Annotated in this window: 19 protein-coding genes; 10 read left to right on the top strand and 9 right to left on the bottom strand. The window is 44.2% G+C overall.

Annotated elements, in window-relative coordinates; translation table 11 throughout:
• The first annotated feature begins 52 nt into the window (after nucleotides 1–52).
• Nucleotides 53–1,423: an SLC13 family permease gene (locus tag CWO13_RS06920; protein WP_048607137.1), complete on the top strand. Its 1,371-nt coding sequence runs from the start codon at nucleotides 53–55 to the stop codon at nucleotides 1,421–1,423.
• Nucleotides 1,424–1,645: 222 nt separating this feature from the next.
• On the opposite strand, the gene CWO13_RS06915 is transcribed toward CWO13_RS06920, so the two are convergent.
• Both CWO13_RS06915 and CWO13_RS06910 read right to left on the bottom strand, forming a co-directional pair.
• The gene (locus CWO13_RS06915) at nucleotides 1,646–1,996 is read right to left on the bottom strand and encodes a GlpM family protein (RefSeq protein WP_048663603.1); all 351 of its coding nucleotides are present in this window, start codon (nucleotides 1,994–1,996) and stop codon (nucleotides 1,646–1,648) included.
• 123 nt (nucleotides 1,997–2,119) lie between these two features.
• Nucleotides 2,120–3,415, bottom strand: coding sequence for a GGDEF domain-containing protein (locus tag CWO13_RS06910; RefSeq protein WP_048659547.1), 1,296 nt, complete (start codon nucleotides 3,413–3,415; stop codon nucleotides 2,120–2,122).
• 302 nt (nucleotides 3,416–3,717) lie between these two features.
• On the opposite strand from CWO13_RS06910, the gene CWO13_RS06905 reads away from it, so the two are divergent.
• Nucleotides 3,718–4,542: a DUF2797 domain-containing protein gene (locus CWO13_RS06905; RefSeq protein WP_017063586.1), complete on the top strand. Its 825-nt coding sequence runs from the start codon at nucleotides 3,718–3,720 to the stop codon at nucleotides 4,540–4,542.
• 110 nt (nucleotides 4,543–4,652) lie between these two features.
• On the opposite strand, the gene CWO13_RS06900 is transcribed toward CWO13_RS06905, so the two are convergent.
• Together CWO13_RS06900 and CWO13_RS06895 are read right to left on the bottom strand one after the other, a co-directional pair.
• On the bottom strand, nucleotides 4,653–5,945 hold the full coding sequence (locus CWO13_RS06900; protein ID WP_108082670.1) for a sensor domain-containing diguanylate cyclase: 1,293 nt from the start codon (nucleotides 5,943–5,945) through the stop codon (nucleotides 4,653–4,655).
• A gap of 309 nt (nucleotides 5,946–6,254) precedes the next feature.
• A complete protein-coding gene (locus CWO13_RS06895; RefSeq protein ID WP_107898982.1) occupies nucleotides 6,255–7,139 on the bottom strand; it encodes a LysR family transcriptional regulator in 885 nt (294 codons plus the stop codon).
• Nucleotides 7,140–7,352: 213 nt separating this feature from the next.
• Between CWO13_RS06895 and CWO13_RS06890 the strand changes: the two genes are divergently transcribed.
• On the top strand, nucleotides 7,353–8,024 hold the full coding sequence (locus CWO13_RS06890; RefSeq protein WP_048669269.1) for a type 1 glutamine amidotransferase domain-containing protein: 672 nt from the start codon (nucleotides 7,353–7,355) through the stop codon (nucleotides 8,022–8,024).
• Nucleotides 8,025–8,172: 148 nt separating this feature from the next.
• Here the strand turns inward: CWO13_RS06890 and CWO13_RS06885 are convergent, their stop codons facing one another.
• On the bottom strand, nucleotides 8,173–9,408 hold the full coding sequence (locus CWO13_RS06885) for a cysteine desulfurase-like protein (protein WP_108082669.1): 1,236 nt from the start codon (nucleotides 9,406–9,408) through the stop codon (nucleotides 8,173–8,175).
• Nucleotides 9,392–10,048 (bottom strand): 2OG-Fe dioxygenase family protein, encoded by a 657-nt coding sequence (locus tag CWO13_RS06880; RefSeq protein WP_029405418.1) that lies wholly within the window; start codon nucleotides 10,046–10,048, stop codon nucleotides 9,392–9,394. The genes CWO13_RS06885 and CWO13_RS06880 overlap by 17 nt, the downstream gene beginning before the upstream one ends.
• A 1,221-nt stretch (nucleotides 10,049–11,269) precedes the next feature.
• On the opposite strand from CWO13_RS06880, the gene CWO13_RS06875 reads away from it, so the two are divergent.
• The 3 genes from CWO13_RS06875 to CWO13_RS06865 are packed head-to-tail and all read left to right on the top strand — an operon-like array spanning nucleotide 11,270 to nucleotide 14,938.
• Nucleotides 11,270–13,102, top strand: coding sequence for an FAD/NAD(P)-binding protein (locus CWO13_RS06875; protein ID WP_108082668.1), 1,833 nt, complete (start codon nucleotides 11,270–11,272; stop codon nucleotides 13,100–13,102).
• Nucleotides 13,089–14,291, top strand: coding sequence for a YbfB/YjiJ family MFS transporter (locus CWO13_RS06870; protein WP_102432326.1), 1,203 nt, complete (start codon nucleotides 13,089–13,091; stop codon nucleotides 14,289–14,291). The genes CWO13_RS06875 and CWO13_RS06870 overlap by 14 nt, the downstream gene beginning before the upstream one ends.
• A 14-nt stretch (nucleotides 14,292–14,305) precedes the next feature.
• The gene (locus tag CWO13_RS06865; RefSeq protein ID WP_102432327.1) at nucleotides 14,306–14,938 is read left to right on the top strand and encodes a glutathione S-transferase family protein; all 633 of its coding nucleotides are present in this window, start codon (nucleotides 14,306–14,308) and stop codon (nucleotides 14,936–14,938) included.
• Nucleotides 14,939–15,309: 371 nt separating this feature from the next.
• Here the strand turns inward: CWO13_RS06865 and CWO13_RS06860 are convergent, their stop codons facing one another.
• Both CWO13_RS06860 and CWO13_RS06855 read right to left on the bottom strand, forming a co-directional pair.
• Nucleotides 15,310–15,744 carry a MarR family winged helix-turn-helix transcriptional regulator gene (locus CWO13_RS06860; RefSeq protein ID WP_017107991.1) on the bottom strand — a complete coding sequence of 145 codons (435 nt, stop codon included), beginning with the start codon at nucleotides 15,742–15,744 and terminating at the stop codon, nucleotides 15,310–15,312.
• Nucleotides 15,737–16,162: an SRPBCC family protein gene (locus CWO13_RS06855; RefSeq protein WP_240493330.1), complete on the bottom strand. Its 426-nt coding sequence runs from the start codon at nucleotides 16,160–16,162 to the stop codon at nucleotides 15,737–15,739. The genes CWO13_RS06860 and CWO13_RS06855 overlap by 8 nt, the downstream gene beginning before the upstream one ends.
• A gap of 215 nt (nucleotides 16,163–16,377) precedes the next feature.
• Here CWO13_RS06855 and trxB point away from each other — a divergent pair, with 215 nt between their 5' ends.
• The 4 genes from trxB to CWO13_RS06835 all read left to right on the top strand — a co-directional run bounded on the left by trxB (nucleotide 16,378) and on the right by CWO13_RS06835 (nucleotide 22,641).
• Nucleotides 16,378–17,337, top strand: a complete 960-nt coding sequence (gene trxB, locus CWO13_RS06850; RefSeq protein WP_004733400.1) for a thioredoxin-disulfide reductase — start codon at nucleotides 16,378–16,380, stop codon at nucleotides 17,335–17,337.
• Nucleotides 17,338–17,498: 161 nt separating this feature from the next.
• Entirely contained in the window at nucleotides 17,499–19,283 is a 1,785-nt protein-coding gene (cydD, locus tag CWO13_RS06845) for a heme ABC transporter permease/ATP-binding protein CydD (protein ID WP_108082667.1), read from the top strand.
• Entirely contained in the window at nucleotides 19,276–20,997 is a 1,722-nt protein-coding gene (cydC, locus tag CWO13_RS06840; protein WP_108082666.1) for a heme ABC transporter ATP-binding protein/permease CydC, read from the top strand. The genes cydD and cydC overlap by 8 nt, the downstream gene beginning before the upstream one ends.
• Before the next feature lie 225 nt (nucleotides 20,998–21,222).
• Nucleotides 21,223–22,641 carry a hypothetical protein gene (locus CWO13_RS06835; protein ID WP_108082665.1) on the top strand — a complete coding sequence of 473 codons (1,419 nt, stop codon included), beginning with the start codon at nucleotides 21,223–21,225 and terminating at the stop codon, nucleotides 22,639–22,641.
• Nucleotides 22,642–22,722: 81 nt separating this feature from the next.
• Here the strand turns inward: CWO13_RS06835 and CWO13_RS06830 are convergent, their stop codons facing one another.
• Nucleotides 22,723–24,606: a methyl-accepting chemotaxis protein gene (locus CWO13_RS06830; RefSeq protein ID WP_102432400.1), complete on the bottom strand. Its 1,884-nt coding sequence runs from the start codon at nucleotides 24,604–24,606 to the stop codon at nucleotides 22,723–22,725.
• Nucleotides 24,607–24,701 lie beyond the last annotated feature (95 nt).

Genomic DNA, 24,701 nt, shown 5'->3' with positions numbered 1-24,701 from the left:
ACTCAACGAAGTAGTGCACCAATAAAACGAGGATAAACAAAAGGAGCGCCTTATGACGGCACTTGTTACTACACTGAAACACTGGTTGTTTACCCGCAACAGCATGATATTAATTGGTAATTTCACGCTATTTGCAGTTTTGCTTAATACCCTGCCATTCGAAGCACAAGTGAATACAGGTTTAAGTATTCTCGTGTTCGTTGCCATTCTATGGTTAACAGAAGCGATTCACGTCAGCATCACCGCTTTGCTCGTTCCCCTATTGGCTGTCTTGTTTGGTGTATTCAACACGCCCGCAGCGCTAGCTAACTTTTCGAACCCAATCATCTTCTTATTCATGGGTGGTTTTGCATTGGCAGCCGCACTGAACAAGCAAGAGCTAGACAAAGCAATTGCTGACAAAGTACTGCTGATAGCAAAAGGCAGAATGTCGGTCGCTGTGTTCATGTTGTTCGGTGTGAGTGCGGGTCTATCCATGTGGATCTCAAACACGGCCACCACTGCAATGATGCTTCCTCTTGTTCTTGGCATCATGAACAAAGTCGACCAAAGTGAAGACCGCAACACCTACGTGTTCGTACTGCTGGGTATCGCTTACTGTGCTTCAATCGGTGGTATCGCAACCTTAGTTGGTAGCCCACCAAACGCAATTGCAGCGGCAGAAGTTGGCTTGAGCTTCACAGAGTGGATGGCACTTGGCCTACCAATCTCAATGATCTTACTGCCAATCGCGATGATTATTCTTTACGTGATGACTAAGCCAAAGCTTGACCATAAATTCGAGCTAGACCATGCTCCAGTTGAGTGGACAAACAGCAAGAAAATTACACTGTCTATCTTCCTTTTAACGGTAACGCTTTGGATATTCGGTAAGCCAATCAATGCAATGATCGGTGGCTTCTCGAAGTTTGATAGCTTGGTTGCGATTGGCGCGATTGTATTGCTTGGCGCTTCTAGAGCAGTCGAATGGAAAGATGTTGAGAAGACAACGGATTGGGGCGTATTAATCCTATTCGGTGGCGGTATCTGTTTAAGTAACATTCTTAAAGCAACCGGAACCAGTGTATTCCTAGCACACTCTCTAAGCGGTTTCTTAGAAACAGCAGGCGTACTGCTAACGATTCTAGCGGTAGTAGCGTTCGTCGTATTCCTAACTGAATTCGCAAGTAACACAGCGAGCGCGGCATTGCTTGTCCCTGTATTTGCGACCATTGCTGAAGCGCTGGGTATGTCGCCGGTTATCTTGTCTGCACTGATTGCGGTTGCTGCATCTTGTGCCTTCATGCTGCCAGTAGCAACACCACCTAACGCAATCGTGTTTGGCTCAGGCCACATCAAGCAAAAAGAGATGATGCGAATCGGTATGGTGTTGAACCTAGTTTGTATCCTAGTTCTGACACTGTTCGCTTGGATTTTCTGGTAAGGATAACGCCTTATAGGCCGTGCTCCCCTAGACTGGTTGCAGTTCCCCCGGCTCAACCAGTACAAAAATGCCCGCTCAGTGTGAAGCTTTCTGTTACTTGAAGCTATCACTGAGCGGGCATCCAAAAAAACAATAAAACGCTTTTCCCTTTTGGTGGCTCTTCGCCACCTTTTTTGTATCAGCTCGCCATCAACCTATCATTACCGCTCTAAGACCTGGTTCTCACGCCACACTTGGCACCAAGCGCGTCCAACCTAGCAGCAACATCGAAGCACACAATACCCACACTAAGGTCGCTAACGAGAGTGTCGACACCAAATTGTATCGATAACTAAACACATACACAGCGCCAAGATAAGCCGCGTATGGCACAAGCGAAAATAAGCCAAACAAGGCTGTGGTGCGTAACTCCACCATGGTTTGTTCCGTGCCGACAATGTAGTGAGCAATCAGAGCAAAGGTCGGAAACAGCGGCACTAAACCAGAGATGTAGAAGCTCTTACTCTTCGACAATAGCGCAATCAACAAAACCGCCGCTGCACCCAGCAAGCATTTAAAGAACAGGGAAATCATTTTTGTACATTTTCCAAACAAACTAACAAAGGCTCTAGAGGGTAAACTCATCTAGCAGCCATAAAAACGCCACACGTCACATATGCACGCGTGGCTTATAAACTAATCAAAACAATTTTCAGATTAGTGACTCAAGATCACCTGATTTCGACCTGAATGCTTAGCTTGATATAAAGCTTCATCAGCGCGAGCAATGGTCTCTGTCACTCGCTCTTGTTTCATCTCAGCGATACCAATACTGCATGTCAGTGGATCGCCATGAACCCAAAGGTGCTGGCTAACTAAGAGTCGGATTTTCTCAGCCTTTCTTTGTGCTTCGCCAAGATCAGTCTCCGGGCAAAAAACAATAAACTCTTCACCACCCCACCTCACCAACTTGTCGGTAGCGCTGATCGAACTGCCGACCACCATGCTAAACTCGCGTAAAATATGGTCACCCATTTGGTGTCCGTATTTGTCATTCACGCTCTTGAAGTAGTCAATATCGAGATACAACATACTTAGCTTTCCATGCCCCTGCTTAACCTGCTGAGACTGCATTTTTAGCCAATCACGAATCGCGTGTCGGTTTAGTATTCCGGTCAACTCATCACGGTGTGCCATTTCAGAGAATTCAAAGTTTTGCTCTCTCAGTGCTCGGTTGACGTTCTTAAGGTGATGGTGTCTTTTTTCGGCAATCAGCATACGCTTTCTTGAACTGTTTAATTCAGAAAGCAAGAACACCGTGCCGGTTCCGACCCAAACAAACAGTAAAATAAGGAACAAGCTCTCGCCTGTGATGTAAGAGCCTTCAAACTCGATGCTACGGATAACGATTCTATGATGGCCAAGCTTCGCACCAGATGCGGTAGCAAACTCAACCATATTCACATTCGAATACTCGGGTGCTGAGTGCTCTAGCGCAATGTCGTTATCAGCTAACCACCATGTCATTACTTGCAGGTTTTTGATCGGAATCTCAATCACACCACCATCAACGCCCGGAGAAAACTCCATCCCGTTGTACTTATGTGTGTACTCGTTATCCGGAACTGAATAAGCAGGGTTATAGTTACGTAGGTAGGTTCTCAAACGGCCGCTTGAGTCAGCCTCAGCATGGTAATCGATGTTCACTCTAAAAGTGTGATACTGGGAAAGGTCAAGACCTGTGGTTATATCTGGATCGATACGAATCGATAAGCCGCAGTAAGGCCAAGGATACTCTGATTCCTTTAGCTCACAGTTAAGAACATATTGGCCATTTTCATAGGATAATTGAGAGGTACTGACACCCCTGTCAACTTGATCGCTGGTCGCGATAAACTCATATTTATCTGGCGTAATTGCCGTTATCACACGATTTCCGCTCACACGGTAATACTGCACAATGGCAAGTGTTGCGATAACTAGAAAGATAACAATCTTATGGATCCACTTCACGTCTAAGCTTCCGGCTTATATCCCTAGAGTTGGGATTTTACGATATAAAATAAGTTACGTGAATTAGTGAGCTTAATACCAATAATTCACTAAAAAACGTTATATCACGCCTGAACAAAATGTCATACTATATTTTTATGCTTACATTTCATGCTGATTATTTACGCCGAGAATCAAGTATTATTGCGTATAAAAATAGGCTCCATTTGTTATACTCATCGCATAATCATCGTTAACCGAACAGGCTGCTTACAGAGCATTCGAGTCGACGAAATAATAATCAAAATACAACGAGTAATGTCATGTCTTTATTAGCGAAAGGAACACTCAAGAAGATGAGTGCTTCCCTTGATGGTGCGGTAACCTACCGTTTGCCTGTAGGCGAAGAGTTTGTAGAACTAAACCCTCTGATTGGTAAAACCATCAACCTCACTCACACGGGCAATATTTTTTGCTGCTCGTGTGGCAAGAAAACCAAGAAGAGCTACTCTCAAGGCCACTGCTTTGTGTGCATGAAAAAGCTAGCCAGCTGCGATATGTGCATCATGAAACCGGAGACTTGCCACTACGATGAAGGCACATGTCGTGAGCCTCAATGGGGTGAAGAGAACTGCATGGTTGATCACTTCGTTTACCTATCAAATACATCAAGCCTAAAAGTAGGTATCACTCGTCATACACAGATCCCTACCCGTTGGATTGATCAAGGTGCGACTCAAGGCCTACCAATCTTAAAGGTAAAAACGCGTCAGATTTCTGGCCTTATCGAAGTTGAATTAGCAAAACACATCGCCGATAAAACCAACTGGCGCACGCTGCTAAAAGGCGACGGCGACGATATGGAATTGGTAGAGAAAGCAAAAGAGCTGCTACCACTGGTTGAGGATAAAATCCAAGAGATCAGAGCAAAATTTGGTGACGATGCGATCGAAATTCTAAGTGAGAACATCACTTCATTGAGCTACCCCGTTGAACAGCACCCTGTGAAGATTGTATCGCACAACTTTGATAAGAACCCTGAGGTGACCGGTGTACTTCAAGGCATTAAAGGCCAATACCTTATCTTGGATACTGGTGTGATTAACATCCGTAAATTCGGTTCTTACGAAGTTGAGGTTTCTGCTTAATCAGCTGAGCGCCATCACAAGTGAGATACAAAAATGCCCTGACGCTTTAGCTTCAGGGCATTTTTCATTTCAGATGAGACGATCAGCTTTAATAAAGCAACGTACAAATACTAGAGCGCAACCACATCTCCGTCGACACAATTCTTGCCATTGGCTTTCGCGCGATAGAGAGACTGATCGGTTAAATTCACGAGTGCGTCAATAGTGACACCGTCTTCACAAGCTCGACTATCACTGATTCCGATACTGACACTCGAATTAAATCGAACCTGTTCATCAATTTTGAACTCAACGTGATGGAACTGTTGGCGAATCTCTTCTGACACCTCGTATGCTAGTTCAAGAGACGCATTTGGGATAAAGATAATGAACTCTTCACCACCCCAACGGCCTGCGACTCCACCCACTCTATCGGCATTGCGCTTGGCAATATTAGCCAAAGCACAAATGACCTCATCACCGACCATATGACCGTAAGTGTCATTAATCGACTTAAAATCATCGATATCCAACAACATACACACAAGGTAATTTTCAGAGATAATATGCTCTCTTAGCCATTCATAAATAGCCCTACGATTGAGCAAATCCGTCATTTCATCGTAATTAGCTTGGTGAACCAACTGCTTTTCCAACATCACCTTTTGCGTCACATCTTCGAGCACAACCTGAACCGCAGGCTGACCTTTCCACGTAATCGCATTGTCGTAAATATTGAAAAATCGATGCACACCGTCAAACCCAATGTTTTCGACCACAGTGCTCGTTCCAGACAACTCACCAGACATAAGCGCATGATAGTGCTTATTGATGCCATCAGTGTTCTGCTTGGGTACCAACTCAAGGATCGAATCCAGCGCTAATACTTGCTCTATGGACGATCCACCTTGTAATTTGACCCACGATTGATTGACCATCAAAGGTTTAAAATCTCGGTGAACCAAGATTCCCTGCCCTGATTGCATGATCATGTCGTGATACATCTTATCTTGCTCACGCACCGCATTTTGCAGCTGAATCGCAGGGGAAAGATCGATAACCGTGACTTGCAGTGCAGGCCTTCCCTGCCACTCCGTCACATGGTCGATAGAAAACACGGTGAACTCTCTGCCGTTACGATCAACATTGGTATAGGTATGAACCTGAGGGTCTCGTTGACCACTCACCGTTTCAAGGTAATTTTGATAGGCTAGAACATGGCAATCTTCTGAGATTAAATCTAGAAAGCTATCGATATTAGAAAGTAGTTCTTCGGGCGATTGGTATCCATAGATGCGAGCATAGTTAGCGTCAACACTAACTACATTCATATCTTGAATAGTTATCACACCGTACGTGGATTCGAAATTTATTGAAGACATTGCCAACTCCGCACTCTCGCTACACTTCATAAACTGGAGCATAACAACACATCCTGCCAACGCTTCCACAGAATCTTTCACGCGTTAGGGACATTAATATGGTATCTAGTATATCGTACTGTTGCGGGCTTCTCTACAATTCAATCACTAACACGAGTTATCAAAAGTAGACAAGCATCTCAATCCTATTACGCGCGTCAAAAAACAAAAAAAGATAACGTATATCTATGTAAGCATTAACTTTTCTGTTTTCGGCTTTAAAGTGCGTAGCTAGAGTTAATCACGACTCTTTTCAAATCCCGTTCAGTATTAACTTCTGTCTTGTTGGCTGCCAGCTTGAAACCTTGTCGCTTATTCATTCCAATCCGAAAAGTATGCGACTAAGAAGTCGATCGCCAGTCGTGCTCTTTGGGGTAAAAAACGACGGTTTTGGTATACGACCCAACTGCTGGTTCCTGCTCCCCAATATTCTTCAAGCACCGGGACCAGCTTTCCATTAGTCAGACCGCCATTGAAACTACTTTTAGGAAGATAAACAATCCCAAGTCCCTCTTCACATGCTTTGAGTACTGCGCTCGAATTGTTACTGCGCCAGCGCCCATGTACTCGTACTGCATTTAACGATTTTCCCTCTTTCTCAAATAACCACTGATCACTGTTAGCGATAATACAGCTATGCATTTTCAACTGCTCTGGATGAGTAGGCGAACCAAATTGCTTTATATAGTCTTTACTGGCTGCAGCCGCCATTGGACGATCGACCAACTTTCTTGCCACCAGCCCTGAATCGTCTAATCGACCATAACGAATGGCAAAGTCGATACCATCTTCGATAAAGTTCACCATCTTAGTATTGAAGTTCATTTCTATGGTGAGTTCAGGATGATCTTTGGCAAATTCCATCAGCGCTGTCGCAACATGATTTTCTGCAAATGCACCCGCAGCACTAACACGTAATGTACCGCTAAGCTGAGTTTGTTGAGACGTGACTTGTTCATTCGCTTGTTGCAGCCCAATGACCAAGTCTTTGCACTGCTGATAATAGGTATGACCCGATTCGGTCAGGCTCACCATCCGTGTTGAACGCGCAAGCAACGCCACGCCAACTCTCTCTTCCAACCTTGAAACTTGGCGACTGACATGACTAGTACTGCAACCCAACTGTTTTGCTGCTGCAGAAAAGCCGTGACACTCGGCTACCGCAACAAACTCATTAATACCTTCAAAGCTGTCCATACTTAATCTACCCGTATCTTATCTTTGCTATATAGCAACAATGTTTTGCCTGTTTAGTATATTATCACCTAATTGGTTTGGAACTAGTATTAGATACAACAAGACGGCGATAGCTAAGTAACAACACGATACCTAGCGCTTAACGAAAAGCGTCAGCATCTAATTACAGGCATCGTTTCTAAATAAAAAAACAGCAGCTCAAAGGGATGAATCATGAAAAAAATACTAATTCCAGTAACTAACCACGCAACACTTGGCGATACAGACCAAGCGAACGGTACTTACGCTCCAGAACTAACCCACGCTCTGAAAGAGATCATGGCTGCTGGATTCGAATACGACATCGCTTCTATCAATGGTGGCAAAGCCCCACTCTACGGAACGGATATTGAAGGAGATGTGGTTAACGCTGATATCTTGGCGGATGATGACTTCCAGAACCGCATCAACAATACGATTCCAGTAAGCCAAATCAATACTGAAAGCTACGATGCTATCTTCTACCCAGGTGGATTCGGTTTGCTTTCAGATTTAGCAACAAATGAACAGTTCGCTAGCATCGCAGCAAAGCATTATGAAGATGGTGGTATTGTCGCGGCAGTATGTCACGGCCCTGCGGCGCTGCTTCCGATTGTTCTGAGCAACGGCGAGAAGCTACTAAGCTCTAAATCGGTGACTGGCTTTACACGTGAAGAAGAGATCGACTTTGGTACGATCAACGACATTCCATTCCTACTGGAAGAGTCGCTTGCTCGTAGCGCAGCACGTTTCAACAAGGTTCAACCTTGGCAAGAGCTTGTGATTGTTGATGAGCGAGTCATTACAGGTCAGAACCCAACCAGCGCACACGCAGTGGGTGTAGCTATTGTTGAGCAGCTGTCTTGATTAAAAGCGGTCTTAATCGAATCACTGGCGTTACGTAAATAAGTAATAAGCGCTGTGAAACGAAAAAGAGCATACTTCCTACTCAATGTTCATGAGAGAAGTATGCTCTTTTCTAATTCTTTAGCTATTAAGTGCTAGTGACTGCTTGCTAATGGCTTCGCAAGATCCCTTCAAGCACATTGAACAGCAAGTCGATCTCTTCAATCGAGTTGTAATGCATACAACCAATACGCACCACGCCCTGCTCTTCGATACCCAGCTGCTTCACCAAACCTAGCGCGTAGAAGTGTCCATTCCACACACAGATATTATGCTCGCCCAGCTTCTTAGCGATAAACTCTGGAGAGTGATTATCAAAGGTGATGGCAAATGTTGGCGTTCTTAGATTCGAGTCAAACTCTGTTTTCCCGTAAAGCTTTGCCCCTTCGAGATCAGACAAGCGTTTAAGGAAGTACTCACTAAGCTGGCTTTCATGCTTGTTATAAAGCGCGTAGCTTTGCTCTAAACGAGAACGCAGTGAATCTGTTGGCTCACCAAACTGCGCCAAGTAATCAACCGCCGCAATTACACCGGCAAGGCCTTCAAAGCTTTGCGTACCCGTTTCAAATCGGCCTGGGCCAATGTTAGTGGCAGGCTCTACCTTGTATGGCTTTAACGTATGCAGCCATTGAGGTGCAATGTAAGCAATACCTACATGCGGGCCGAAGAACTTATAAGCCGAACACGCTAAGAAGTCACAATTCAGTTGTTGAACATCGATCAAGTGATGAGGAGCGTAATGCACAGCATCAACATAAACCTGCGCACCATGCTGATGTGCAAGCTCAATAATTTTCGCCATATCAACAATCGAACCCGTGGTGTTCGAAGCAAACGTCACCGCGACAAGCTTGGTTTTCTCGTTAAGCAGCGATTCAAAATGCGCTATGTCTAGGCTGCAATCCGACTCGTCGACACGAACTTGTCGAACAATCGCACCCTTGTCGTCTGCCGCTTGCTGCCAGCTCGACACGTTCGAATAATGATCTAAAGCAGTGACGATAACTTCATCGCCCTCTTTCCAATCGCGACTGATCGCTCGGCTCAGTTGGAAGGTCAATGACGTCATATTCGCACCGAACACAACGTTGCCAGAAGACTCAGCATTGAGTAGCGCTTGTGCCGCTTCTCTCGCTTGCTGCATTAAGCTTGTAGTCTTTTGGCTAGAAAAGTAATGACCGCCTAGGTTTGAATTAAAGTGCCCTAGGTATTCCGTCATGGATGCTAAAACATTTTCAGGAACCTGAGAGCCACCCGGCCCATCAAAAAAGGTCACCGGCTTACCGTTATGGTATTGGCCTAGCGCGCTAAACTGCTGGCGCACATTATTAAGAGTGAAGGACATTACGCGCATCCTTAGCCGTTAGAACAAACACATCCATGTAGCCCATCTCATCGTGGTCTATGGTACGAATCGGCTGTGCGTTGTGCCAAAGCTTGCTATCGGCCAACATTGCGACTTCACCGTCTTCAAGCACTTTTCTAAAGAATGGCGCTTCATGGGAATCTTGGTACAGCATGATTTCGCCACCCACAATGTTATGACGGTTAACACCAATTAAAGCGATGTGGTCGAAGCCGTCTTGGTGAACACCTTCTGGCGCAACCTGTGTCTCTTCAAAAATGGCAGCGATACGGATTTGGTGGATTTCGATTTCTTGTCCGTCTTCAAGCCCATTGGTTTCAATAAACAGTTCACACATCTCTTGCATGCCTTCGCTGCTTAAGATTGGTGCTTCAATTGGCTCGAATTGGCGAACAACGTCACCTTGAAAGTGATTAATGTCTTCAGACTGAACAAAGTTATGTTTGTCTAGCTCTACGACTTGTCCATTACTGAATTGAACCACCGAGTACCTTCTCAATCGAAACTGACCATCCGCATGCTCTGTGCTTGGAAGCTTAGAGAATGACGGTGACAACTCCTCAACTGCGTGGTTACTGAGGTGGGTAATATGTAGGGTATTTTCGTGAGCATGTAACATCATCGACTCCTTAATGATTGTTAATTAACTTTCGACATTTAACGTTTTGTTTACATAAAGGATACTTGAAGATCTTGCCAAATCAACATTAAACAATCATTTATCCCGTCAGATTTAATAATTCAGATACTAAATCCAACTTTAAATTCAAAAGCAGTGTATTACACCAGAATAAAAGATGACCAACTCTTAAAACTAGCACACTCCACTAGCTAGTTATAAATCCCTGAAAATTTAAATTTAACGATATTATTAACTAGCAAGTGGTGTTTCATATTGTGTCAGCCCTTTCGCTTCAATACGCCAGCCTCCTTGCATGAGTTCAGGCATTACATTCACCATCATTCATTTCTATACTTTTGCACAACGAAATACGACCTACCTATCAGTTGGCAAGCTATTGATCATTTACACAACAAACTGAAATTGGTTAATTTATGAGTACGCCAGAAACCAAACGCCTTTGCTTGCGCGTCTGGAACAGGTCGAGTTCGGGGGGAACTCGGCCGCCCCAAATGGTTTACTTCTTTTAAAGAACCAAGTTGATCACTCTTTTAGTCTAGAGAGTGTTTGAAGTGGGACGTTACAGGGATAATTTTGGAAGCAGAAGTACAAAGCATTTGAAATCCACTACGGAAATGGATGTAGCTTCGAGACAAATGGTACATGTTTACAAGCGTCAGATGCTCTTCTCTAACACGTTTGTGCCCCATTACTATTTAGTGCTTCTATTCATTCACATCCTGTTCATAGGGTTTGCCCTACCAAAAGTTATCCGAATGTAGATCGTGAGAGTATACGCCTCAAATCAAATTGATTTTAGTTATCTTGCATAGGCAAACCGGCTAATCGCGATGATGACCAATACACAGATTCAAGTTGAGTATTAGTTAACACTCCCCCTCATAAAAAGCCCAACGACCTCTTTAGATAATCGATTGATGGGGGAATATTCTTTGTCGCTGAACATCCAGTGGCACTTGTAACGATCACATTTAATGACTCCCCTCCCACAATTAAGAAAAGATTGAAGATGTAAACGACCAATCTGACACTTACAAAGAATGTAAATCATCATCAAACCTTTAAAGGTTAGAGTAATAACTCTATTGAGAGAGCTTAGTGCCAAATGTTAGATTGATGTTACGCGCTAGTTAACTCGCAATGCTGGCAAATAAAATAAAATAAAATAAAATAAAATAAAAATTATAAAGGCTCTCTATGAAAAACCGTACAGTTGGCATCATTGGTATTGGCCCTCGTGGATTAAGCGTGTTAGAGCGTATAATCGCCCTCTCAATGGATACCCCCCACCAACCATTAGATATCAAAATCTTTGACCCAAACCTCCCAGGCTCTGGATGTCATGATGTCAAGCAACCGAATCATTTACTCGTAAATACGGTGAGTTCTCAAATTACGATGTTCGCCGACGAGAGTGTTAGTGAAGCTAGAAATGTGATTTCAGGGCCTACTTTTTACCAGTGGTTGTGTGAAAGGCCACAAGATGAGTTGAGTCCTAAAACAATATTGCCGAACGAATACTATTCTCGTTCTCTTTTTGGTGAGTATCTGAATTGGGTATTTCACTACCTTGTTGATGCCTCCCCTTCACATATCATAATAAACTATTCACCTTATGAAGTTATTGATATCGATAAGTTGGATGACTATTCCTGGAATTTACGAGATGACCGAAACACTCTCACCAATGTTGAATACCTTTACTTAACTACAGGGCATACGAAAGCCAAATATATCAAACCTGACACCGCACAAGAAATATCCAATCCATACCCAGTAAAAGAAAAACTAAAATATATATCTTCAAATCAAACTGTCGCTCTCCAAGGTCTTGGATTGACGGCGAGCGACATTCTGTCAGAGCTGTCTATTGGACGTGGCGGAAAGTTCATCCGTACTCAGGGGGGTAGCCTTGAATACTCACCTTCAGGGAACGAGCCCCAGATCATAGCGTATTCTCGTACTGGTCTACCTTTGTCCAGTAGAGCAGAAAATCAAAAAGGAGCATCTGAACAGTACCATGCTAAGTTCCTAACACCTTTAAAGGTAGCAACATTTAGAGAACAAGGGGCCATCAATTTTATAAAAGATGTACTGCCTTTACTTATAAAAGACATGGAGTATGCGTACTACGAAAGCTACCTAAGCCAAAAGCAAGGACTAATAGCTGCACAAAAATTCTGTAATCAGTTTCTCTACTCACACCCGAATGAACAGGAAATTCTAGTTACCGAAACAATTCCGATTGGAGATAGGTTTAGTTGGGAGATACTCGCAGCACCAGTTCCAAGCTATGCGTTTCAGTCTCCAGCAGTCTATATTACTTGGCTGATAGATTACCTTGAAGCAGACATTACAGAAGCCCAAAAAGGAAACATAAGTAGCCCAATAAAATCTGCTAGCGATGTGTTACGTGACTTAAGAGACATCATTAGAGATGTTATCGACTTTAAAGGCCTTACCGAAGAGTCACATCGTTGGGTTGATTCTGTGTTTATTCCTTTGATGAATAGAATCGCTGTAGGTCCACCAAAAGAAAGAATAGAAGAGATGGTCGCGTTGCTAAAAAGTGGTGTACTAAAGTTAAACCTTGGCCCCTCGCCAGAAGTAATGAGTTGTTCGAGTACTAATTCGATCACTCTCAAGTCAACGGTATGGCCTGAACTACGAGAGCAAGCCGACATAAGAATTCATGCCAAGGTGTCGATGCACAGCCCAAAGGACGATGGCACACCACTCTGGGAAAACCTTTTAGATAAGCAATATACAAGACTGTACTTCAATGGTGACTACCATCCAGGTGGTATTGATGTAACATCGAACATGAATGTGATCGATGCCTACGGTATGGAACAAAATAACATTTGGGCATTGGGTATGCCTACAGAGGGAAATAAATTTTACACCTTCATAGTACCTAGGCCTGGTGTTAATTCTACGGCAATCGTCGACGCAGGTAGAGCTGTCAATGCGTTGTTTAAACAGTTGTCTTGTACCCAAAGTGAAGGTGAACAATATGTCACAAGTTAAACTCTTAAACCGCAGCACCTTCGCTGGGCTCGCAGCAACATTAGTTGGTAACGGCATTGGTCGTTTTGCTTACATAGCGTTAATGCCTGTGCTCATTCAAAGTGGGTGGTTCTCAAGCGAAGATGCTTCCATACTTGGCGCTGCGACACTGGTTGGCTATATCTTCGGAGCTCCTGCTTCGAGCTTTTTACAAAGATATTATTCAATAGGCACACTCATACGTGCTTCTTTGTTATTAAGTAGCTTTAGTTATCTTGGTTGTGCCTTAAAATCTGCCCCCTTTGAATGGTTTTTAACACTTAGAACGATTGCGGGTGTATCGGGAGCCGTACTCATGGTACTAGCACCACCAGTGATCACTAGCCTTCACCCGCAAGAGATGAAAGCAAGAATCAGTGGCGTCGTATTTTCAGGAATTGGTCTAGGTGCCATGATTTCAGGAACTATCATACCTTTGCTTATCTACCAAAGTGTTGAAAGTGCATGGTTAGGTATGGGGGCGATAGCTTTCCTCGCAACAGTCCTGACTTGGAACGCGTGGGCTCTTGAGGTTAAGCCAAACCATTGCGATACAAGTCCATCGACGTTTGATGCCTTATCTAAGAATGAGCGCATCAGTGTTAGCTGCGTACTTTTAGCCTATACCTTTAACGCTATTGGTTATTTACCTCATACTCTTTTTTGGGTCGACTATATTGTTCGAGAGCTACAAATGAGTTTTGCGAGCGGTGGTTTTTACTGGGCTGTTTTTGGTATCGGAGCAGCGATTGGGCCAATAGTAACCGGTATACTAGGTGATAAGTTTGGACTTAAAAAAGCACTATTAGCTGCATTTTTTTGTAAAGCTGTCGGGGTTGCTCTTCCGCTATTAAGCACCAGTGAAACAGCACTTTTTGCTTCATCTTTATTGGTCGGTATGTTTACTCCAGGCACCGTAACACTGGTATCAACCTATACCTTAGAAATCGTTGGGACACAGCTCCATACGAAATCTTGGGGAGCAATGACAATGGCTTTTGCTATCTCTCAAGGCGCCGTTGGTTTTGTTATGGCTCATTATGCCCCGCAACTCACCAGCTATAACATCCTATTTATGATCAGCGCGAGTGCACTCATCTTATCGATACTCTGCATTGTGTTTACATCAACTAAACAGCAGACATTAAACACTGCTCAAATAAATTCTTAGCAAAGGAATCGCTCATGAAACTGTATTTAAACGACACCTCTCCATTCTCCAGAGCAGTGTTAGCCACGGCCTATCTGTGTGATGCTCCAATAGTTCTTGAATGGATCGACCCGTGGCAAACGCCCAACACATTGGTCACAATCAATCCATTCAGTACCATTCCGGTTCTAGAAACCAGTGATGAGGTTGCACTAACAGAGAGTTTAACGATCTGTGAATTTCTCATGCAAGCTTACCCAACTGAAAAACTAGCAGCGACCAAGGCTAGCGACACTCAACGCATGTCGTTATTGGGAATGAGTAAAACGCTGATGGAAGTGGCATTTCGGTGCGCAGCACTGAGCCGCTTCGAAGCTGAGCAAAACGTGCTAACGATTAGGGGAAAGGAAGGTATTCAAAGAAGCGTTAAAGCACTTATCGGGCAGTTGAATAACAATCATGATTTGCTTAAGCCTGACTTCTCAACATTGTACCTACACATAGCATTAGATTACGTTCTATTCAGGCACGCTAGTTTGCTTTCAGCAGAAGAGCACGACATCCTCACCACTGCCTTACACGACTCCCCTTTCAAAGACACTATGGCAAGGTTGAGCCTCGAGTCGCTTTCCAAAAAACCGTGCTTTAGTGAATACAAAGCTACTTAACCGCTTTCATCAAACTTTTATAGAACGATTCAAGCATTAACACCTCCCCTTCACAAAAGCATATTGATCTCTTTAGATTAACGGCTGATGGGGAGAACATTCTTTGCAGCTGCACATATAATGATCGTATTCAATTCCTCCCCTTTTCTATGCTCAACAAGAAAGCGAAGATGTAAATCAAGTGGAGAACAAGGTTTTATATCGAGAGCTGCTCCCTACTGAATACTAAGTCGGCTGGATGCATGTTATTACTTACTAAGTTGACTGAACCTCGGAAAACGAATAACAAACTTTGCCATACCAGTGGTTATTCATGGATGACTAATGCTCACTTTTACGTAACACACTTTTGTCCAAAAGTGAGTTTTAATTCAAGGAACTTGAAGGCCTGCTAACAAAGAAATAAATCGTCCTTTTTCGCCCTTTAAGCTTTCGAAATATAGTTGGTCTAACTCTTCCACCTGCGCTATTGCGTTTATTGCTAGAGCTTCCCCAGTTTCCGTGAGTCTCAGAGAAAAGCTACGTGAATCTCTAACACCTTTATCTTTAGAGATAAGATTAGTCGCAACCAGCGCTTTCATCGACTTTGATAATGTCATCTTATCCAAGCCTGTAATATTGACTACTTCTGTTTGCGTGGTTTCGTTTTTGTTCTTGTTACACCATAGTATTGAAGCGAGTATAACGAACTGAGTATGGTTGATGTTTAGCGGCTTAAGGAGTTTCATTACCTCTGAATGCCATTTATTGTAAGCGACCCAGAGCTGTAGCCCTACGCTGTCCGATGGGAGCTCATGCTTAAACATTGTTCTCTGCCCTTTTTTTTAATCCTTCAAGAGTAGACGGTAGTCCATCATAAATTTTCTTACCCACGACTTTCCCAAACAAAAAACTGGTTAACCCCGAAAACTTAACTCTATGAGTTACTTCCGTTATTTCTCCTTTAACCTGTAACTGGTGCTCAAATGATAGAAGGCAGAATGGCAGTTTGCTCATGACAGTAAAGCTCTTATTTGGTGTAGCATCCGTAATTACTATCTTTGATTTAGGTCCATTGGTCGGCTTTATAATACCTTTCACACCAACCTCGAATACCCCCAGTAGCCGAGAGTAGACCACTTCTTTATCCCATTGATTCCAGTTTTCTACATCGACATATAGCGAATATATGTCTTGAGGTGATGCTTCAATACAAATACGTTCTTCAAAAATCACTTTTCCCATCCTAGCTGATTGCAACTTAGTAAACTAGTTTACGATAATTTATAATAGGTACATTTGCAACATCGATTTCAGCCACGAAAACGTTTGTCTCGATTAAGTTCTAACGTATAACGATTAATTACACTTCTCCCCTTGTTTAACCTTTTATTGCCTCCATATTTTCCATACAATCCTAAGCGATTATAAATAAAAACAATTTCAATTTCGGAGTCCTCATGAGCGACGTAAAGCACTGTAATTTATTGATTCTTGGTTCTGGCCCTGCTGGCTATACAGCTGCAGTTTACGCTGCTCGTGCAAACCTAAACCCAGTACTTGTTACGGGTATGCAGCAAGGTGGTCAGCTTACAACCACAACAGAAGTGGAAAACTGGCCAGGTGATGCTGAAGGTTTAACGGGTCCAGCTCTAATGGATCGCATGAAAGAGCACGCAGAGCGCTTTGAAACAGAGATCCTGTTCGACCACATTAACGAAGTCGACCTTTCAAACCGCCCTTTCCGTCTTAAAGGCGATTCTGGCGAGTACACGTGTGATGCGTTGATCATCTCAACAGGCGCATCGGCTAAGTACCTAGGTTTAGATTCTGAAGAAGCATTCAAAGGCCGCGGCGTATCTGCTTGTGCAACGTGTGATGGTTTCTTCTACCGCAATCAAAAAGTAGCGGTTGTGGGTGGTGGTAACACGGCTGTTGAAGAAGCACTTTACCTGTCTAACATTGCGTCTGAAGTTCACCTAGTTCACCGTCGTGACACGTTCCGCGCTGAAAAGATTCTAGTTAAGCGTTTAATGGACAAAGTAGAGAACGGCAACATTGTTCTTCACACTGACCGCACGCTAGACGAAGTTCTAGGCGACGACATGGGCGTAACGGGCGTTCGTATTAAAGATACTCAGTCTGATAAGACAGAAGATATCGAAGTAATGGGCGCGTTCATTGCTATCGGTCACCAACCGAACACTGAAATCTTCAAAGGCCAAGTTGATATGAAAGATGACTACATCATCGTTCAGTCTGGTCTTGAAGGTAACGCGACACAAACCAGCATCCCTGGCGTATTCGCTGCGGGTGATGTAATGGACCACAACTATCGCCAAGCAATCACTTCTGCTGGTACAGGTTGTATGGCTGCACTGGATGCTGAACGCTTCCTAGATGGCCTTAACGATAAGTAAATCTGAGATTGCAGATTTGATTATCGGTGCTCTCGCCTCAGTAGATGCAGGGCGTCATCACATTTTGTTGTAAATCCCTAGAGCCCAGTGGTATATCCACTGGGCTTTCTTTTGTATACTAGCCGCCCTCAACAAATAATAATTATCATTAAGCCTTCATAATGGATAAGAAAAAACAACGCAGCTTGAACAAGTGGCTTAAGCAACAGAGTAAGTTAGCGAAACGCTGGCTTATGATTGCGATTAGCCTTGGCGTACTTTCAAGCGTGTTTTTAATTGCTCAAGCAGCTCTTCTCGCCTCTATTCTTCACCAACTGATCATCGAGAATGTCGATAAGTCTGAACTGGTTGGTCATTTCGCAGGCTTGGCATTATCGGTCGTTGGCCGTGCTGGCTGTACATGGGGTCGTGAAATCGCAGGTTATCGCTGTGGTGAACAAATCCGTGTCTACATAAGGCAACTCATCCTAGATAAATTACGTGAGCTAGGCCCTGCTTACATTAAAGGTAAGCCTGCAGGTACGTGGGCAACCTTATTGCTAGAACAAGTTGAAGACATGCAAGACTTCTTCTCTCGTTACTTACCTCAGATGTCTTTGTCGGTAATGATTCCGTTCATTATTTTGGTCGTAGTATTCCCTGTAAACTGGGCAGCAGGTCTGATCTTCTTGATTACTGCGCCACTGGTGCCGATGTTCATGGCATTGGTTGGTATGAAAGCAGCCGATGCAAACCGTAAAAACTTCAAAGCGCTTCAGCGTCTTTCAGGTCACTTTTACGACCGTTTGCAGTCAATGACAACCATCCGTCTATTTGATCGTACCAACGCTGAAACAGAAGTATTGAAAGGTGCATCTGAAGTGTTCAGAACGCGTACTATGGATGTATTGAAGATCGCTTTCTTGTCTTCTGCTGTGCTTGAATTCTTCACGTCTATCTCTATTGCGATGACGGCAGTTTACTTTGGTTTCACCTACATTGGTGAGCTGAACTTTGGCCACTACGGTGCAGGCATTACGCTATTCGCTGGTTTGTTTATCCTTATCTTAGCGCCAGAGTTTTACCAACCTCTACGTGACTTAGGTACTTTCTACCACGCGAAGCAACAAGCGGTTGGCGCAGCCGAAAGTATTGTCGAGTTCCTAGAAACCGACATCACTAAGGTTAAATCAGGCGACACTCAACTCGATCCGGCTCAAGGCATCAATATTGAAGCTCAAGATCTCAAAGTGTTAAGCCCTGAAGGTGTTCAATTGGTTGGTCCTATCTCGTTCGCGCTTAACACTCGACAGTCGACTGCGTTAGTTGGCCCAAGTGGTGCGGGTAAAACGAGTTTGATCAACGCTATTCTTGGTTTCATGCCTTATGAAGGAAGCTTGAAAATCAATGGCATTGAACTGCGTGATTTAGACTTGGTATCTTGGCGCAAGACGATCAGCTGGGTTGGTCAAAACCCATTGTTGCTTCACGGCAGTATTCGTGACAACGTCACTCTGGGTAAGCAAGATATCACTGACCAAACTGTTCAAAACGCACTTGAGCAATCTTTTGCTAACGAATTTGTAAACGAGCACGGCTTGGATTACATGATCTCTGACCGTTCAGGTGGCCTATCTGTTGGTCAATCTCAGCGTTTGGCCTTGGCTCGTGCAATGATTCAAGACGGCCAATTCTGGTTGTTAGATGAACCCACTGCCAGCCTAGACACTCGCAGTGAGCAGCTCGTGATGAAAGGCATCAACAGCAACATCGAAAGTCGCACTGCCCTGCTTGTGACGCACCAACTTGCTCCTCTTCAATCGGTCGATAACATTCTGGTTATGCGCGATGGTGGTCTTGTGGAACAAGGTCATTACTCTCAGCTCTCGACTGCGGGTGGTTTATTCGAAGAGATGCTAAACGCGAACTTAGCTCAACAAGACAATAAGGGTAATTTAGATGCGTGATTTACTGCCTTACCTGAAACTCTATAAAAAGCATTGGTTTGGCCTATCGCTAGGCATACTATTGGCTTTTGCTACTCTGTCGGCTTCTATCGGCTTGTTAACGCTATCGGGTTGGTTCATTTCAGCTTCTGCGGTTGCTGGTCTTACGATTGCGCGTGAAACCTTCAACTACATGCTACCGGGCGGTGGTGTACGTGGTTTGGCAATGAGCCGTACTGCTGGTCGTTGGGGTGAACGTGTTGTGAGCCACAATGCGACATTCAAACTACTGACGGATCTGCGTATCTTCTTCTTCAAGAAGCTGGCTCCGCTGATCCCAGGTCGTATTTCAAACCTTCGTGACGCTGACCTACTTAACCGCTTGGTTGCTGATGTCGACGCAATGGACCACGTTTACTTGCGCTTAGTCAGCCCTGTAACGGTTGGTGTGTTTGGTATCTTCTTCCTGACTCTGTTCTTGATGTGGTTCGATAGTTCGCTTGGTTTAATCTTGGGTTCTATCCTTCTGATCATGCTGTTGGTTTGGCCAATCTTGTTCTACAAGCTGGGTAAACGTAACGGTGGTGAACTGACACAGAACAAAGCGGATCTTCGTGTCACTACGCTAGATTGGATTGAAGGCTACAGCGAGCTAACTCTGTTCGGTGCTGAAGAGCGTTACCGCAATGCGATTCTAGAAACCCAACAGAAGCTTATGGCGAACCAGTTTGTGAACGCTAACCTAACCGGTATGGCTTCAGCAGCGCTAATGCTTTTCAATGGTTTGACGCTTGTTCTTATGCTTTGGCTTGCGGCTGACGGTGTGGGTGGTAATGCACCAGACCCGTTCATCGCGCTAATGGCGTTCGCTACTATGGCAAGTTTTGAACTGCTGATGCCAATTGCAGGTGCGTTCCAGCATTTAGGTCAAACTCTGTCTTCAGCACGTCGCTTGAACGAGGTTATTCTGTCAGAGCCTGAAGTTCAGTTTGCTGAAGAGAAACTCGACATCAACAAGCCGCTTGATATTACGTTCTCAAACGTGACCTTCAACTACCCTGACTCTGAGCGCAGTGTTCTGAACGCTGTCGACCTAACGATCCCTGCAACGAACAAGGTTGCGATTGTTGGTCAAACGGGTTCTGGCAAATCGACATTGATTCAGCTTCTAACTCGCTACTGGGATCCGAAAAAGGGTTACATCTCTATCGCGGGCATTGAGCTGACACAATGGAACGAATCACAACTGCGTGAATCAATCAGTGTGGTCAGCCAGCGTGTCGACATCTTAAATGGCACGTTGCGTGACAACTTGTTGATTGCAAAACCAGACGCCAATGATGATCACCTAGCTAACATCCTTAAAGACGTTGGCCTAGAAAAGCTGCTTGAGAATAACGCACTTGATAGCTGGTTAGGTGACGGCGGTCGTCAACTGTCTGGTGGTGAGAAGCGCCGTATTGGTATTGCACGTGCTATTCTTCATGATGCCCCTATCCTGCTTCTTGATGAGCCTACAGAAGGCCTAGATAAGCAAACTGAGCAGAGCATCATGGCGCTGTTCGAGAAGCACTTTGAAGGCAAGACGGTTATCTTCATTACGCACCGTTTGATTGGACTGGAATCGATGGATTCTATCGTTCTGATTGAACAAGGCGAGATTGTAGAAAACGGCTCTCACGAGACACTGTTGAACGAAGAAGGACGCTATTTCCAACTTCGTCAGGCAATCTAGCTTCTCCTTAAGCTATAAAGAAAACCATTCAAAGCCCGAGTTTATGCTCGGGCTTTTTGTTTGTCTGTGATTCTAGTTTCGAGCAGCTCAAACAGATAACCACCGCCAATCACTTATTGCTTATTTGTAAGCACTATTAATACATTACTTACAAAAGCTTACTAAGAGCAAATGCCATTTCTTGTAACATGCTGGCTTTATAGCTTGCAGATAACTTGGTCCCCTATGGTATACAAACTCACTATTCCAACTCTTGTTTTTACAGCGATGCTTACCGCTTGTGGCGGAAGCAACGACGGTAATAACTCCAACGCATCAAAGAGTGTCATCGACGCATCAAGCGCTAGCTCAGTGGTTAGTTTAGGAAGCAATTACTCACTACAATTCAGCGTGAAATCGATTGCTGCGGGTACAGACAAAAACGTGAACATTGATATTACTCAGTATGGTAATAATCTAAAATCTAGCGGCAGCTTCGCACAAGTTCACGGCATTCCTGAGCGCAATTATAAAACCCAAAGCGATGCAGATATCACCTTCTCTGTAACGGCAACAAACTCAGCGGGTAAAACGTTCGACGTTGACAATTTCAGTATTTACTACGAAAACTTTAACTCAACGAGCACTCTTGAAAAGCTTGCTATTGCAGAAGTTGAAAACAATATAAACAACGTCATTCGATGGAAAAAAGCGGATACCGTGACCATCAATAAGCAGTTCATTATTGATGCTACTGGCGACAAATTTAATATCGATCAAATGAGACCGATGAACCTTTACGTTCGTGTTGGTAACACGCTTAGTAACGGTATTCAATTTGTTCCATCCTTCGCGCAAAGTACGTCAGGGGCGTTTGCAAGAGTCCCAACGAGTGATTGCTCTGTTATCTCAAACACGACAGGTGATTTGCTCGACAATGGCATCAAACAACGCACCTGCGTAGAAGCACACGGTTATAAAATTCCATTGTTGATTGAAGATAAAACTGTAAACAATTCGGAAGCAAAGGTCGCACACGTTAAGAACATCATGCAGTATTACCTTGATAGCTTCCCTGCAGAAGTCACCAAGGCCATTTACGATAGTAAAGCTGCGATGGCATTCTTTTACGATGAAGATTGGGCTGATGGCCCGAATAGAGATGCAGGCGAATATTTAGATGAGAATTACCGTTTCCAAGATTTGTTCGCGACTGAAACCACAACCACGACAACAGGCGAGAACAAGCCGGACTTGGCAATGAAAAGAGACGCTGCGTTTGAAGAGATCATCCACTTTGTACACGATTACGGTGTGATGAATTTAGCGGTACAGTCATCTTCATCGAAATGGGGTGTGATGCAGAAAGAGTTAGATGAACTGAATGAGAAAGCGATTCTTGCAGGCTCTTACTTTCCAAACGGTAAAGACTCAACAATTGTCGAAGCTGATCTAGATGCTGAGTCTTACGATCAAGAGTACTTAGCTTACTCTCTGTATGCCTACTACGACGTGAACTATAAAGGCTACCGTGCTCAAGAGTTAAGTTCTGCGACGTTCACAGAGCTACAAGCAAACGACCCAGAGATGGTTAAATTTATGGAGCAGTACTTCCCTACTCGCGCAGCACTTAAAGCTAAATTCCCTGGTTATCCGAACAACTAGTTTGGATCACAACTCTAACTAGCACGCACAAAAAAGCCGAATGTGACAATCACATTCGGCTTTTAAATTACGAGTTAGCGCTTACAGCTTGAAGCGGCTGATTTCGCTCTCTAGCTCGTGAGACAGCTCAGAAAGTTGCGCGGCTTGCTCTGCAGCTTGGTGTGCTTCGTCTGCTAGCTCGTTAGATACGTCACGGATTCCTTCAGTGTTACGAGTGATCTCAGACGTTACAGACGCTTGCTCTTCTGCAGCAGAAGCGATCTGTGTTGCCATGTCGCTGATGCGTTCAACAGCTGCATGAATTTGCGTTAGGCTCGCTGCTGCTGAGTTAGCATCATCAACACTGGTTTCAGCAAGTGTACGGCTATCGTTCATGATGTTAACCGCTTTGCCTGTTGTACCTTGTAGCAACTCAATCGTTTGTTGAATTTCTTGCGTTGAACCGTGTGTACGTTGGCTCAGAACTCGAACTTCATCCGCTACTACTGCGAAACCACGACCTTGCTCACCGGCACGTGCAGCTTCAATAGCGGCGTTAAGTGCAAGTAGGTTCGTTTGTTCTGCAATACCTTGAATATTAGACAAGATAGCGTTGATGCTGTTGCCGTGCTCTTCAAGTTCTAGAATCACGTTGGTTGCGATTTGAACTTCTTGAGCAAGGTTTTGAATAGAGCTTTGAGTCTGTGTCACTTGACCAGTACCGTGCTCACACGCGCCAACCGCTTCAGATGAGTTCTGTGCAGTGTGGTCTGCGTTACCTGCGATCTCTTGTGTTGCTGCAGCCATTTCGTTAACGGCTGTTGCTACCATGTTGATCTCGTCTTGTTGCATTTGGATACGAGCACTACGTTCTTCTGCTTGAGAAGCCGTTTGACGAGCTTGGTTGCCCAGCGCAGCAGATACTTCGCTTAGCTTGATCACCATGGTGTGCATGTTGCCCACAAAACGGTTGAAGTTTGCAGCAAGCTGACCAATTTCGTCGTCGCTCTTAGGCTCAAGACGTTGAGTAAGGTCGCCCTCACCTGAAGCAATTTCTTCAAGTGCCGCTGAAACGCGGTTTAGGTCGCGGAATAGGAAGCTCACTAACCAAGACACGAGTACGATTACGATGAGCGTAATAACGACAGCAGTGATGATCAGCTGAGTAAGTAGCGTTGAGTGGTTCGCTTCTTCTGTTGCTTTGTCCATCTGAACCGCGAAGATCCAGTTAGTGTTAGGCACCTTCGTGAAGTAAAGCAGCTTGTCAGCGCCGCGCTGTTTGATGATCTCGATGCTACCCGTACGCACTGCGTTTTCGATAATAGGCATAGAGATATCGTTTGAAAGCTGGCTTACTGGCTTCAAGCTTAGTGCTGAATCTGGATGCGCTAGGAATGTGCCGTCAGAGGCATCAATTAGCATTGCGTAAGCGTTGTCACCAACATCAAGGCTGATGACATCGTTAACCAATTGGTCGATAAGTACGTCTGCACCAACAATACCAACAAGTTGGCCGTTGTGGCGAACAGGCTCTGCGATCGTTACTAGTAGTGCTTTCGTGATTGCATCTTGATAAGCCGTGGTAATGATTTGCTTACCTGCAGCGTTTGCTTCTTGGTACCAAGGACGTTGACGAGGATCGTAATCTGCACGATTACGTTCAGGATGTGAACGGTACATTCCGCCTTCAGGAGTACCTAAAAAGATATCGTCAAAACCACCCGCTACACGAGCTTGCTTAAGGAAAGGAACAACATCACTTTCTCGTGAAAACTCATTAAATGCTGATGCGATATCGGTACGGATATCAATCCAGTTTTTAATACCTTCAGATGCTGCTTCAGATACGCTTTCAGCTCGTAGGTATACGCCATTACGAGTCTGTTCAAATAATTGGTTTGCTGACAACCAAGTCAACGCTGTAGCCATAACGACAACAGCAGATAGGCTAGCACCTATCAACTTCTGCTTTAGTGTTAGTTTCATGTCAAAGTTTCACGAGTGGTGGGAAATCTCGCGCATACTACCCAATATCAGTATTAAATTCGAGCGATTTCACAATTTAATATTGGAATATAATT

This window comes from Vibrio sp. ZF 223 (genome assembly GCF_003050585.1).
Classification (GTDB): domain Bacteria; phylum Pseudomonadota; class Gammaproteobacteria; order Enterobacterales; family Vibrionaceae; genus Vibrio; species Vibrio crassostreae.
The sequence above is the reverse complement of the archived record's forward strand: the minus strand, read 5'-3'. Positions and strand labels throughout refer to the sequence as shown.

Coding starts and splice junctions, on each gene's coding strand:
- CWO13_RS06920 (WP_048607137.1), top strand. CDS start 53: ATGACGGCACTTGTTACTACACTGAAACACTGGTTGTTTACCCGCAAC.
- CWO13_RS06915 (WP_048663603.1), bottom strand. CDS start 1,996: ATGATTTCCCTGTTCTTTAAATGCTTGCTGGGTGCAGCGGCGGTTTTG.
- CWO13_RS06905 (WP_017063586.1), top strand. CDS start 3,718: ATGTCTTTATTAGCGAAAGGAACACTCAAGAAGATGAGTGCTTCCCTT.
- CWO13_RS06900 (WP_108082670.1), bottom strand. CDS start 5,945: ATGCTCCAGTTTATGAAGTGTAGCGAGAGTGCGGAGTTGGCAATGTCT.
- CWO13_RS06895 (WP_107898982.1), bottom strand. CDS start 7,139: ATGGACAGCTTTGAAGGTATTAATGAGTTTGTTGCGGTAGCCGAGTGT.
- CWO13_RS06890 (WP_048669269.1), top strand. CDS start 7,353: ATGAAAAAAATACTAATTCCAGTAACTAACCACGCAACACTTGGCGAT.
- CWO13_RS06885 (WP_108082669.1), bottom strand. CDS start 9,408: ATGTCCTTCACTCTTAATAATGTGCGCCAGCAGTTTAGCGCGCTAGGC.
- CWO13_RS06880 (WP_029405418.1), bottom strand. CDS start 10,048: ATGTTACATGCTCACGAAAATACCCTACATATTACCCACCTCAGTAAC.
- CWO13_RS06875 (WP_108082668.1), top strand. CDS start 11,270: ATGAAAAACCGTACAGTTGGCATCATTGGTATTGGCCCTCGTGGATTA.
- CWO13_RS06870 (WP_102432326.1), top strand. CDS start 13,089: ATGTCACAAGTTAAACTCTTAAACCGCAGCACCTTCGCTGGGCTCGCA.
- CWO13_RS06865 (WP_102432327.1), top strand. CDS start 14,306: ATGAAACTGTATTTAAACGACACCTCTCCATTCTCCAGAGCAGTGTTA.
- CWO13_RS06860 (WP_017107991.1), bottom strand. CDS start 15,744: ATGTTTAAGCATGAGCTCCCATCGGACAGCGTAGGGCTACAGCTCTGG.
- CWO13_RS06855 (WP_240493330.1), bottom strand. CDS start 16,162: ATGGGAAAAGTGATTTTTGAAGAACGTATTTGTATTGAAGCATCACCT.
- trxB (WP_004733400.1), top strand. CDS start 16,378: ATGAGCGACGTAAAGCACTGTAATTTATTGATTCTTGGTTCTGGCCCT.
- cydD (WP_108082667.1), top strand. CDS start 17,499: ATGGATAAGAAAAAACAACGCAGCTTGAACAAGTGGCTTAAGCAACAG.
- cydC (WP_108082666.1), top strand. CDS start 19,276: ATGCGTGATTTACTGCCTTACCTGAAACTCTATAAAAAGCATTGGTTT.
- CWO13_RS06835 (WP_108082665.1), top strand. CDS start 21,223: ATGGTATACAAACTCACTATTCCAACTCTTGTTTTTACAGCGATGCTT.
- CWO13_RS06830 (WP_102432400.1), bottom strand. CDS start 24,606: ATGAAACTAACACTAAAGCAGAAGTTGATAGGTGCTAGCCTATCTGCT.